Here is an 11,945-nt window from a genome sequence, read left to right on the forward strand (position 1 = left end):
CACGTCCGAGAAGGAATCCGGAAATGATCCATGGCATCCGATCCGCTCTCTCCAGCGCAGGCACCGCTCGTCGACGGGCAGTGGCGATCACAGCGGTCGCTACAGCGGCCATCGTGCCGCTCAGCGCCTGCGCGACCGTTGACACCCTCGACGAGTACACCCTCGGGTATGCCATCGACGCGCCGATCACTACGTACAACGCCAACACGGTCGAGGGCGCGTACTCCGCGGCGCCAGCGGTCCTCGGGCGAGTGCTCACGGGCCTGAGCTACATCGGGCCCGAGGGCACCGCCGTGTTCGACCGGGACTTCGGCACCGTCACCCCGGTCCCGGGCAGCCCCTCTGCCTTCGATGTGACGCTCGACGCCGACGCGGTCTTCTCGGACGGGATTCCCATCACGTGCAACGATCTTGTGCTCGCCTGGGCCGCGAGCAGCGGACGATTCACCAGTCCGGCCCCCGAGGGCGGAGCGCCCGAGCCCCTGTTCGACTCCGCCACCGACTGGGGCTTTGCCGACATCGAGGCCATCGACTGCGAGCCTGGCTCCAAGAGCGCGCAGGTCCGCTTCCGCGAGGGCAGGCTGATCACTGACTGGGCCGAGTTGTTCTCCGCCACCACGATCATGCCGTCGCACGTCGTTGCCCGCGAGGCCCGCGTCCCCGACATCGTGGGGGCCATCAACAGTGACGATTCCGAGGCGATGGCGCGGATCGCCGAGTTCTGGAACACCGGCTGGGACCTCGAGCCCGGCGAGATCGACACCACGCTCTACCCGTCCTCCGGCCCCTATCGGATCGAGTCGTTCACCGAGGACGGCGGACTGCTGCTGGTGCGCAACGATCGATGGTGGGGCGACCCCCCGCGCACCCCGCGGATCGTGGTGTGGCCCCATATGGACACGCGCGAGATCGTGGAGCGCGGCGAGGCCCAGGTGGTGGAGACGGGCGCGGGCTCGGTGCCTGGCCTCGACCTCGCGGGCTACGACGTGCGCACAGTGGCCTCGATGAACACCGAGCAGTTGATCTTCAACACCCGGGGCGTGTTCTCGAGCGTCGATGCCCGCCGCGCCTTCTCCGGTTGCGTTCCCCGCCAGCGCATCGCTGACGATGCCATCAATGACAAGTTCGGCGACGCCGCGCCCGAGCCTGGCGTGGTCAGCTCGCGCACCCTGCAACCTGGGCATCCCGCGTATGGGTTCGTCGCTGGCCCGGCGCAGCAGATCTTCCTGCAGCCTGATCTTGAGCTCGCCCGCAACTTCCCGCAATCCAACGACATGCGGGTCCGCATTGGCTATCGGGGCCCGGATCAGCGACGGGAGGAGACAGTCTCCTTCATCGCGCGAAGCTGCCAGGAGGCCGGGATCATCGTCCAGAACGTCAGCTCCGGCGACTTCGATCCGGTGCAGGCCATGGAGGCCGGCGAGGTCGACATCGTCCTTGGCGGCGTCGGGGGCGTCCAGTCCAGCGGCGGCCTCGCCTCGGAGGCCACCCGGCTCGGTGCCCTGCACTCGCGCAACGGCCGCAATATCGGTGCGTTCTCCCAGGACCGGATCGACACGCTTGTCGCGGAGCTCGCCGTGACCAGCAATCCCGATGCGCGCTACGTGCGCTTCGCCGAAGCGGAGAGCATCTTGTGGAGCGAGCTGCCGACCGTGCCCCTCGCGGTGCAGCCGCGCACCGTGGCCGGAGCGGAGTCCCTCGTGGGTGTGGTGCCCAATCCATCGCGGGCTGGCGTGGGATGGAACATGGACAAGTGGGTGCGCGGCTGATGACAGCCAGCCTCGCTGAGCTCATCGCGTCGCTGACCCGCACCGTGCCGGACTTCCCGGAGCCAGGCGTGCAGTTCGCCGATCTCAGCCCGCTCTTCGCGGACGGGCACGGACTGCGGTCGGTCATCACCGCGCTCGCGGAGGCCGGCGGGCCCGGCACCGGCATCGATCTGGTCGCCGGCATCGATTCCCGCGGGTTCCTCCTCGGCGCGGGCGTCGCGCTGCATCTCGGGACCGGGATGCTCGTGGTGCGCAAGCAGGGCAAGCTGCCGCCACCCGTGCATGCGCGCAGCTACGCGCTCGAGTACGGCGAGGCCACCCTCGAGATCCCCGCCGAAGGCATCGAGCTCGCTGGTCGCCGCGTGCTCATCATCGATGACGTGCTCGCGACCGGTGGAACACTGGCCGCAGCGAAAGCGTTGCTCGAGGAGGCTGGGGCCGAGGTCGTGGGCGCCGCGGTCGTGCTCGAGCTCGCGGGGCTCGCCGGGCGCGACAAGCTCGGAACCACCCCTCTGGCCGCGCTCATCACCCAGTGAGCGCTACAGTTGCGGAGAGACGGCTTCGTTTCGGATAGGAGGTGGTCGCGTGAGCCACGATGCGCAAGCCTCGCATGATGCAGGCACCACCCCGACGGGCGCGGACGAGGATGTCCCGCGCCCGCTCGCATCCATGGTGAACGCGCCTGGTTCCGCATCCCGCCGGGTGCGGGCCCGGCTCGCGCGCAGGATGACCGCGGGCCGCAGCGCGTCGGTCAAGCCCGTGCTGGAGCCACTCGTAGCGATCCATCGCGACTTCTATCCCAAGGCCCCGCTCGTTACCTTGCAGCGCGCGTATGACGTTGCCGAGGAGCGCCATGCCGAGCAGATCCGCAAGTCCGGCGATCCCTACATCACTCATCCGCTCGCGGTCGCGACGATCCTCGCCGAGCTGGGCATGGACACCACCACGCTCATCGCGGCGCTCCTGCATGACACTGTCGAGGACACCAGCTACAGCCTCGAGCAGCTGACCGAGGAGTTCGGCGAGGAGGTCGCGCACCTCGTCGACGGAGTCACCAAGCTCGACAAGGTCGTGCTGGGTACCGCGGCCGAGGCCGAGACGATCCGCAAGATGATCATCGCGATGGCCCGCGATCCGCGGGTGCTGGTCATCAAGGTGGCCGACCGCCTCCACAACATGCGGACCATGCGGTTCCTGCCGCCGGAGAAGCAAGCACGCAAGGCCCGCGAGACGCTCGAGGTGATCGCGCCGCTCGCGCATCGGCTCGGCATGGCCACGGTGAAGTGGGAGCTCGAGGACCTCGCGTTCGCGATCCTGCACCCCAAGAGGTATGACGAGATCGTGCGGCTCGTGGCCAACCGCGCCCCCTCGCGCGACATCTACCTCGACAAGGTGCGGTCGCAGATCAAGGCGGCGCTCGAGGCCGCCAAGCTCAATGCCGTCGTCGAGGGCCGCCCGAAGCACTACTGGTCGATTTATCAGAAGATGATCGTCAAGGGCAAGGATTTCGACGAGATCCATGACCTCGTGGGCATGCGCATCCTCTGTGACCATGTGCGCGAGTGCTATGCCGCGATCGGTGTGGTGCATTCGCTATGGCAGCCCATGGCGGGCCGGTTCAAGGACTACATCGCCCAGCCCCGCTACGGGGTGTACCAGTCGCTGCACACCACGGTCGTGGGGCCCGAGGGCAAGCCGCTCGAGGTGCAGATCCGCACCCGCGACATGCACCAGAACGCCGAGTACGGCATCGCCGCGCACTGGCGGTACAAGGAGACGCGCGGCAAGCATCACTCGGACAGTTCCGAGGTCGACGAGATCGCGTGGATGCGCCAGCTGCTCGACTGGCAGCGCGAGGCCGCGGATCCGGGGGAGTTCCTCGAGTCACTGCGGTACGACCTCGCGCGCAAGGAGATCTTCGTCTTCACCCCCAAGGGAGACGTGCTGACGCTGCCCGCGGAATCCACGCCTGTTGATTTCGCGTACGCCGTGCATACCGAGGTGGGCCATCGGTGCATCGGCGCGCGGGTCAATGGTCGCCTCGTTCCGCTCGAGCGCACCCTCGACAATGGCGAGGTCGTCGAGATCTTCACTTCCAAGGACGAGGGCTCGGGGCCGAGCCGCGACTGGCAGAAGTTCGTGGTCTCGCCCCGCGCCAAGACGAAGATCCGGCAGTGGTTCGCCAAGGAGCGTCGCGAGGAAGCCCTCGAGACGGGCAAGGACGCGATCGCGAAGGAAGTGCGGCGCACCGGCTTGCCGCTGCAACGCATCCTCAGCGGTGACCTGATGGCCGCGACGGCGCGGGAACTGCGCTACCAGGATGTGGACGCGCTCTACACGGCCGTGGGGGAGCACCATGTCTCCGCCCAGCACGTGGTGCAGCGGCTCGTCGCGCAGTTCGGTGGCGTCGAGGATGCCGAGGAGGAGCTGGCCGAGCGGGCAACGCCCTCGAGCACGCCACGCAGCAGCCGCCGCTCTGCGAGCGACGTGGGCGTCGAGGTGCCCGGCGTCTCGGGCGTTCTGGTCAAGCTGGCCAAGTGCTGCACGCCTGTGCCCGGCGATGAGATCCTGGGTTTTGTCACGCGTGGTGGTGGCGTCAGCGTTCATCGCACTGATTGCACCAATGCGGGTTCCTTGCGCTCGGAGCCGGAGCGGCTGATCGATGTGCAGTGGGCGCCATCGCCGCACTCGATGTTCCTCGTGGCCATCCAGATCGAGGCGCTCGACCGGCACCGCTTGCTCTCCGATGTGACCAAGGCGCTCGCCGACGAGAAGGTGAACATCCTGTCCGCCTCGGTGGCGACATCGGGTGATCGGGTGGCGATCAGCCGGTTCACCTTCGAGATGGGCGATCCGAAGCATCTCGGGCACGTGCTCAACGTGGTGCGCAATGTCGAGGGCGTCTACGACGTGTACCGGATGACGTCAGCGGTCTAGCTCGACGCCGAGGATCTGCACGAGCCTGCTAGGTGCCCCGCTGTAGCCCGAGATGGGACCAGCCTCGCCGATCGCATCGAGCACCCACATGGCGTCGGCGTCCACGGTACCGACGATCGTGTAGGCCGGCGGCAATGGCGAGTCGTCGATCACGACGAAGAACCGGCTGCCGCTGTTTCCGCCCGCCGTGGTCTCCATGGCCACGGTTCCGCGCGGATAGGTCGTCTGGGCACTGTTGCGGCGCTCGCCGTCGACGATCAGTTGATCGGCGGGGAACTCCGCGGGAGCGGCGTACCCAGGCCCTCCGGTGCCCGTGCCGCTGGGATCGCCGCACTGCAGCGTGTACACCCCGCGGGTGGTGATGCGATGGCAGACCGAGCTGTCATAGAAGCCCTGCTCGGCGAGGCTGAGGAAGCTATTGGCCGTGCAGGGCGAGAGCGATCGGTCCAGGGTGATGGGTACGAGCCCGCGGCGCAGCTCGAGCCGGACCGTGGCGGTGCCCGTGGCGGGAACATCCTGCGTGGGAGGCGCCTCGACTGGCCGGACGGGGTTGCCCGAGCGGGGATACTCGCAGCTCACTGTGGTGGGAAGTGGATCCGCACGGGGGGAGGTCACGTCCAGCGGTGGGGCGTCGTGCAGCGCGGGAGCTGATGCGGAGGCGGCGATCGCCGCCTCCGCATCAGCCGGGGCCTCGGGAACGAGGGCAGCCGGAGCCGTGGCCTCCGTGGCCAGGGAGCATCCGGCGAGGGCCAGGCTGATGCTCGCGCACAGCCCGGCCCCGCCCAGGATTCGAGCCGTCGCTCTGCCCAATGGCTATTCCTCCACCGTGACCGATGTGATTTCCGCGGGGACGCTCGGGGCCCCGTCGTCGGGGTTGCTCCCTGCCTCAGGATTCTCCGCGACTCCCGCTTGTGCAATGGCATCGATCACAGCGAGACCAGCATCATCGATCTGCCCGAAGATGTTGTATGCCGGGGCGAGCGTGGAATCGCCGTATACCAGGAAGAACTGGCTGCCATTGGTGCCTGGCCCGGCGTTGGCCATCGCGACCGTGCCGCGGGGATAGATCGTGCCGCCGCGGGGTGCCTCCTGGTACTGGTCTGCCGGGAACTCATCGGCGAACTCGTACCCGGGTCCACCGCCGCCGGTGGCAGAGGGGTCGCCGCACTGCAGGACAAGAATGCCCGCAGTGGTCAGGCGGTGGCAGCTCGTGCCGTCGAAGTAGCCTTGCTCGGCGAGGCTGACGAAGCTGTTGACGGTGCACGGGGACTTGGCGCGGTCCAGCGTCACGCCGACCGGCTCGCCGTTGAGGTTGATCGTGGCCGCGACGGTGCCTTCCGCGGGAATCCCCGTCTCGGCCGGGAGCTCGGCGTCCTTGGCAGCAGGCCGGGCGCTTTCGGCGTAGGTGCAATCAACGGTGGGTGGCAGTGCCTCGGCGCGCCCGGCTGGCAGTGCCTCGGGCTCGGGGATCTCCTGCTGCTCGTCGAAGAACTCGTCGAACTCCTCGTCGCCCTGGTCCTCCGCTGCGACGGACTCGCTGGCCTCGCTGCCTGCACCTGAATCATCGCCGCTCGCGAGCGTGTACACGCCAAACGTGGCACCGGCGAGGGCAACGACGCCCACAACGGCACCGATGCCGAGCAACGCCTTCTTGCGCCGTTCCTGCTTGCGCCGCTCCGCGATTGTCTGCTCGAGCGTGGTCCTCGCGGCCTCGCGCCGCTCCTGGTTCGACGCCACCGCGGCCGACCCCCTTGAATTGATTACGGTTTACCGCCTGACAGGCTAGCCGCATACCCTGAGAAGTACAGTGATTGGTTGCTGAGGAGCTCCTGTGTTGCAGGGGGCCCGCGGCCCGATCACCGGCGGCGCGCCGCGCAAGCGTGCCACGGCAATGACGCAGGACGACTACCGGGAGAGTGGACGCGTGCGAGTAATGGGTTTCCCCGCCGGGATGTTCCAGACCAACTGCTACGTCATCGCGCTCGATGACAACAACGAGTGCGTGGTGATCGATCCTGGGCAGGACGCGCTGCCGGCGCTGCGGAGCGTTTTCGATGAGCATGGCCTCGCGCCCGTGGCGGTCGTTCTCACCCACGGCCACCTCGACCACATGTGGTCGGCGCAGCCCTTGTGCGATGAGCATGGCATCCCCGCCTACATCCATCCCGAGGATCGCGGCATGCTCAGCGACCCCGCCTCCGGGATCGGCCCGCAGCTGAGCGGATTCATCGAGGGCATGGAGTTCCACGAGCCGGGCACGGTCAAGGATGTCCTGGACGGTGATGTGCTCGAGCTCGCGGGGATCGAGCTCGCGTTCGCCCACGCTCCGGGCCATACGAGGGGCTCGGTGATCGCGCGGACCCAGGTAGACACGGCCGATGGACCGCGTGACATAGTGTTCAGCGGCGATACGCTGTTCGCTGGGGGGATCGGACGATCCGATCTGCCGGGCGGGGACGCCGACCAGCTGATCCGCTCGATCAAGGAGACCCTGCTCGTGCTCGATGACGGCACCACGGTGCTGCCCGGGCACGGGGGAGCGACCACGGTCGGGCATGAGCGAGCCACCAACCCGTTCCTTCGCTAGCCCCAACTCGCGGGGGGACATGGGCGGGGACATGGGCAGGGACTCCACGCGCCCGGCATCGAATCCGACAGTGACAGCTCGACGCAGACAGTTCGACGCAGACATCTCGACCCAGCCAGAAAGCCAAGACACCAGACCGTGAGCACAAGATTCTCGGCCCCCAAGGGCGTACCCGACTATGTGCCGCCCCAGTCGGCACAGTTCGTAGCTGTTCGCGATGCGCTCCTGCGGGCCGCGTCGCTCGCTGGCTACGGGCATATCGAGCTGCCGGTGTTCGAGGACACTGCCCTGTTCGCCCGCGGCGTCGGTGAATCCACCGATGTGGTGACGAAGGAGATGTATACCTTCGCCGATCGGGGTGGCCGCTCGGCCACCCTGCGCCCCGAGGGCACCGCTGGGGTGATGCGGGCCGTCATCGAGCATGGCCTCGACCGTGGCGCGCTACCGGTGAAGCTGCGCTACTCCGGGCCCTTCTTCCGGTATGAGCGTCCCCAGGCCGGGCGCTACCGCCAGCTCCAGCAGGTTGGTGTCGAGGCGATCGGAATCGATGACCCCGCCCTCGACGCCGAGGTCATCGCGGTCGCCGATGCGGGATTCCGCAGCCTGGGGCTCTCCGGCTTCCGGCTCGACATCACCTCGCTCGGTGATGACACCTGCCGGCCCCAGTACCGGGAGGTCCTGCAAGAGTTCCTGCTCGGGCTTGATCTTGATGCCGAGACCCACGAGCGGGCCAAGCTCAACCCGCTCCGCGTGCTCGACGACAAGCGACCGCACATCAAGGAGATGACCGCTAGCGCGCCCTTGATGCTCGACCATCTCTCTGACAGCGCCAAGGCCCACTTCGATGAGGTCCTGGGCCACCTCGATCGGCTCGGCGTGCCGTACACCATCAATCCGCGGCTGGTGCGGGGCCTGGACTATTACACCAAGACCACGTTCGAGTTCGTCCATGAGGGCCTCGGCGCGCAATCCGGCATTGGCGGAGGCGGCCGCTATGACGGCCTCATGGCAGAGCTAGGCGGGCAGCAGCTCTCCGGCATCGGCTTTGGCATTGGCGTCGATCGCACCGTCCTCGCGCTCGAGGCCGAGGCCGTCGCGGCTGCCTCCACCGCGCGCTGCGAGGTCTTCGGGGTTCCGATGGGCCAGGCCGCGCGCGAGCGCATGGTCACGATCCTCGGCGAGCTCCGTGCCGCTGGGATCCGCGCCGACATGGCCTATGGCGGACGCGGCGTGAAGGGCGCGATGAAGGCAGCGGACAAGTCCGGTGCCCGGATCGCCCTGATGCTCGGTGACCGCGACCTCGCCGAGGGGACCATCGGCATCAAGGAGCTCGCGACGGGCGAGCAGCGATCGGTGCCACTCGACGATATCGTCGCGGAAGCAGGGACCCTCCATGCCTGACGACTCCAGCAATTCCGGCAATCCGCGCGCGGCAGAACCCGTTGCGCTCGATCTCGTCCGGCGCGAGATCGTGGTTCCCAAGCTGCGCCGCATCGCGCTGATCAGCATTGCCGTCGGCATCCTCATCACCATGCTTGTTTCACTCTTCGCGCCGTTCTGGGTCGCGATCCTCATTGGGGCCGTCACGGGTGGGCCGCCCGCGCTGGGCTCCTACCTGGCTGCGCGCCGGGCCTACTGGCTGGCAGGCCGCACGGTCCACGCACGGACCCTCGCGACCCGCACCGTCGAGATCGGTGGCCTGACGCGGGCAGAGCTCGTCGTGCAGCCGGGGCGCTTCCGGCAGGTCCACCTCGCTCTCGCTGATCGTGACAACTCGGTCGCCATACCGCTTGCCCTGTACGGAGCCGACCGCGGCGCCGAGCTCGATATCATGGCTATTCGGCGCCTCGCCGACGTGCTCGCCATGAGCGAGCTCATCAGCGCGGAGATCGTCTCGCGCGTGCTCGTCGAGCACCTTCGGGCCGAGGCGCGCGGCGCGGGCCTCACCACGCGCCCGCTCTTCCGGGCCGTGACCCGGGCCGAGGAGACCGCGCCCTCGTCGCGCGTGGCGCTATCGGAAGAGGACCTCGCCCTCATCATCGACGCCGAGTAGAAGCCCGGGCGCATACGTAGCGGATTCCGGCAACCGCTGACACCACGACGCCCGGTGCGGGATGATCACATGCATGGGACGCACCGAGGCGCTCAGGCATGCGGTCTCCGACCGCAAGGACGCCGTGCTGCGCCGGTCGCTGGAAGTTGTCTCCGGGCCCGAGGGAATGCTGGTCTCCGGGCCCGAGTCCGAGGTGCAGACCTACACCGAGCGCGTGCTCAGAGAGGCCCCGGGGTCCGCCGCCGCGGAAGTAGTGCCGCTGCGGCTGCTGCCCGCGGTGCCGGGACCGAGCGTGCTGCGCCGTCGCAGCGGGGTCTTCCTCAAGGTGGCTCCCGCCACGCGGAGCATCCTCGCTGCGCGCGGCGTGCTGCCGGGCAGCGATGGCATCTTCCGCAGCACCTTGCGCGGGGCGAACGCTATCCGTGCCGCGCACCTGCATTGGATCACCTCAGCGATCAGTCCGCGCAGCATCATCAACGCGCACGCGACATTCTCCTTGATGGCACTGCGCACCGCGGTTCGCGATACCGAGTCCGCGATCGACCGTGTGGGCGGCACCGCGGACCGGGTGCTTGCCCTCGCCGAGGCATCCCGGGTCGGTGACGTGGTCGGCCACCACCGCGCGCTCCGCAGGCTCGTGCGCACTGTCGATGACACGGGCGTGCTCACCTCGGCGGACTGGACGGCAGTGGCACCGATCGGGCCGATGCTCGAGGTGACGGTGGAACGCCTCCGCGCCCACGCCCGCCGCGCGCTCGAATCGATCCCCCGCGACGACTCCGTGCCGGATCGCTCGCGCCTGCTCGCCGCGGCGATCGACGACAATCGGCTGGGGGAGACGTTGCAGCTCCTTCTCGTGGCCGAGGAATCGGTGTACATGTGGCAGCAGCTTCGCATCGAACGGGTCCGGCAGGCCGAGCCCGAGCACTTGCATTCGGTCATCGCGTCCTCCCGCGAGCAGCTCGAGGAGCACAGCGATCGCGATCGTGACATCGTGCGTGCCCTGCGCGAGCAGCTCGGGAGCCTTGGTTCGGTGCGGGTGCGCGAGATCCACCGCCTGGGCTCGACGCATCGCTTGAGGCGATCCATCAGCCAGTTGCAGGACGATCTCGAGGAGTTCACCGACTCGCGCGATGGGCAGCTCGCGGGCTGGCTCGATGATGAGGACCCGGCTCTCGCGGCCGCGCTGCAGGAGATGCGCCGGCGCGCGACCGGGGTGGGTCGCGCGGCGCGGGGCCGACTGGGCCAGGTGGGCAGCCAGCTGCATTCGATGACCCGTCCGCGGAACGACTAGGCGCCCAGCTCCAACTAGTCGCCAGCGCCGGGGTGGCGCATGATGGTGCGCGTGCCCTCATTGGATGCGTTGCGGCTGCCGGTAGTGGTGTGGCTGGCCGCGCTCGCCGCGTATGTGGTGGCGGTGCTCAATCGCACCTCGCTCGGTGTTGCTGGCCTGGATGCGACGGAGCGCTATGGGGTCACTGCGTCGATGCTCTCGCTCTTCGTGGTGCTGCAGGTCCTGGTCTATGCCGCGATGCAGATCCCGTCCGGGCTGCTGCTGGATCGGTTCGGCTCGCGCGCGATGATCTCGACGGGCCTGGTGATCATGGCCGGTGGCCAGGGAATGCTGGCGCTGAGCGAGGAGCTGGGCCTGGCGATCGCCGCGCGCGTGCTGGTCGGTCTCGGCGATGCTTTGGTGTTCATCGCCGCGATACGGGTGATCCCGCAGTGGTTCCCGGCGCGCCAGGTCCCGCTGTTCACGCAGTTGACGGGCATCCTGGGACAGTCGGGGCAAGTGTTGTCGGCGGTGCCGCTGGCGTGGTTGCTGCATGGTGCGGGGTGGTCGGCGGCGTACGCGTCGGCGGCGTCCTTGTCGGTGCTCGTGGCGGTGGGTGTCCTGGCGGTGGTGCGCGATGATCCGTCGGGCACCCGGGTCGCGGTGCGCGCTGGCTCGGTCGCAGCAGTGCTGGCTGGCATCGCGGCTGTGTGGTCGCGGCCGGGCACGCGCCAGGGCTTCTATGGCCACATGGGCACAGCGTTCTCCGGCAACGTGTTCGTGCTGCTGTGGGGCTTTCCGTTCCTCGTGGGGGCGCAGCAGCTCGATGCGTCGGTGGCGAGCGGCTTCCTGGCGCTGTTCGTGGCGGCGACCGTGACAGTGGGTCCGTTTATCGGTGTGCTCACTGGTCGCTATCCGTGGCGGCGGGAGCTGATCGTGCTGGGGATCATCGCGGTCAACGCGGCGGCGTGGTCGGTGATGCTGCTCGTGCCGTGGCCGGCGCCTGGCTGGTTGATCGGGTTGCTTGTGGTGGCGCTGGCGACAGGTGGCCCAGGCTCGGTGATCGGGTTCGATCTGGCGCGCACGTCGAATCCCCCGGAGCAGCTGGGCCTGGCACAGGGAATGGTCAACCAGGGTGGGTTCGTGGCGACGCTCGTGACGACGGGGCTCGTGGGGGTGGTGCTGACCGTGGCGGGCGGCTACACCGCGGAGGCGTTCCGGCTCGCGTGGCTGGTGCAGGTCCCGGTGTGGGCGGTAGCGGTAGCCGGAGTCGTCGTCATGGGGCGCAAGGCCCGGGCCGAGGCGTCCCTGGAGGCCTAGGCGAAA

The 11,945-nt window shown here is 68.5% G+C and carries 10 protein-coding genes; 8 read left to right on the forward strand and 2 right to left on the reverse strand.

What is annotated here, in order from left to right; translation table 11 throughout:
• Nucleotides 1-23: 23 nt before the first annotated feature.
• From QC765_RS03260 to QC765_RS03270, 3 genes are read left to right on the forward strand one after another with little or no spacing between them, the layout of a single operon-like run.
• Complete coding sequence (locus QC765_RS03260) at nucleotides 24-1,769, forward strand: ABC transporter substrate-binding protein (RefSeq protein WP_278312980.1); 1,746 nt, start codon at nucleotides 24-26, stop codon at nucleotides 1,767-1,769.
• Nucleotides 1,769-2,305: an adenine phosphoribosyltransferase gene (locus QC765_RS03265; RefSeq protein WP_278312981.1), complete on the forward strand. Its 537-nt coding sequence runs from the start codon at nucleotides 1,769-1,771 to the stop codon at nucleotides 2,303-2,305. The genes QC765_RS03260 and QC765_RS03265 overlap by 1 nt, the downstream gene beginning before the upstream one ends.
• 49 nt (nucleotides 2,306-2,354) lie before the next feature.
• Entirely contained in the window at nucleotides 2,355-4,706 is a 2,352-nt protein-coding gene (locus tag QC765_RS03270; protein ID WP_373876646.1) for a RelA/SpoT family protein, read from the forward strand.
• On the opposite strand, the gene QC765_RS03275 is transcribed toward QC765_RS03270, so the two are convergent.
• Entirely contained in the window at nucleotides 4,695-5,516 is an 822-nt protein-coding gene (locus tag QC765_RS03275; protein ID WP_278312982.1) for a peptidylprolyl isomerase, read from the reverse strand. The two genes, QC765_RS03270 and QC765_RS03275, sit on opposite strands and share 12 nt — an antisense overlap.
• A gap of 3 nt (nucleotides 5,517-5,519) precedes the next feature.
• Nucleotides 5,520-6,443 (reverse strand): peptidylprolyl isomerase, encoded by a 924-nt coding sequence (locus QC765_RS03280; RefSeq protein WP_278312983.1) that lies wholly within the window; start codon nucleotides 6,441-6,443, stop codon nucleotides 5,520-5,522.
• 187 nt (nucleotides 6,444-6,630) lie between these two features.
• Between QC765_RS03280 and QC765_RS03285 the strand changes: the two genes are divergently transcribed.
• From QC765_RS03285 to QC765_RS03305, 5 genes are all read left to right on the forward strand, one after another.
• The gene (locus tag QC765_RS03285) at nucleotides 6,631-7,293 is read left to right on the forward strand and encodes an MBL fold metallo-hydrolase (protein ID WP_278313128.1); all 663 of its coding nucleotides are present in this window, start codon (nucleotides 6,631-6,633) and stop codon (nucleotides 7,291-7,293) included.
• Nucleotides 7,294-7,431: 138 nt separating this feature from the next.
• Entirely contained in the window at nucleotides 7,432-8,694 is a 1,263-nt protein-coding gene (gene hisS / locus QC765_RS03290; RefSeq protein ID WP_278312984.1) for a histidine--tRNA ligase, read from the forward strand.
• On the forward strand, nucleotides 8,687-9,346 hold the full coding sequence (locus tag QC765_RS03295; RefSeq protein ID WP_278312985.1) for a hypothetical protein: 660 nt from the start codon (nucleotides 8,687-8,689) through the stop codon (nucleotides 9,344-9,346). The genes hisS and QC765_RS03295 overlap by 8 nt, the downstream gene beginning before the upstream one ends.
• 73 nt (nucleotides 9,347-9,419) lie before the next feature.
• Entirely contained in the window at nucleotides 9,420-10,640 is a 1,221-nt protein-coding gene (locus QC765_RS03300) for a hypothetical protein (protein ID WP_278312986.1), read from the forward strand.
• Between the two features lie 51 nt (nucleotides 10,641-10,691).
• Nucleotides 10,692-11,939 carry an MFS transporter gene (locus QC765_RS03305; protein ID WP_278312987.1) on the forward strand — a complete coding sequence of 416 codons (1,248 nt, stop codon included), beginning with the start codon at nucleotides 10,692-10,694 and terminating at the stop codon, nucleotides 11,937-11,939.
• The last annotated feature ends 6 nt before the right edge of the window (nucleotides 11,940-11,945 follow it).

The organism is Hoyosella levis, from assembly GCF_026008515.1.
Taxonomy (GTDB): Bacteria; Actinomycetota; Actinomycetes; order Mycobacteriales; family Mycobacteriaceae; genus Lolliginicoccus; species Lolliginicoccus levis.

Bases quoted from the DNA above. Each gene is read 5' to 3' on its own strand.
- QC765_RS03260 (WP_278312980.1), top strand. From the start codon at position 24: ATGATCCATGGCATCCGATCCGCTCTCTCCAGCGCAGGCACCGCTCGT.
- QC765_RS03265 (WP_278312981.1), top strand. From the start codon at position 1,769: ATGACAGCCAGCCTCGCTGAGCTCATCGCGTCGCTGACCCGCACCGTG.
- QC765_RS03295 (WP_278312985.1), top strand. From the start codon at position 8,687: ATGCCTGACGACTCCAGCAATTCCGGCAATCCGCGCGCGGCAGAACCC.
- QC765_RS03300 (WP_278312986.1), top strand. From the start codon at position 9,420: ATGGGACGCACCGAGGCGCTCAGGCATGCGGTCTCCGACCGCAAGGAC.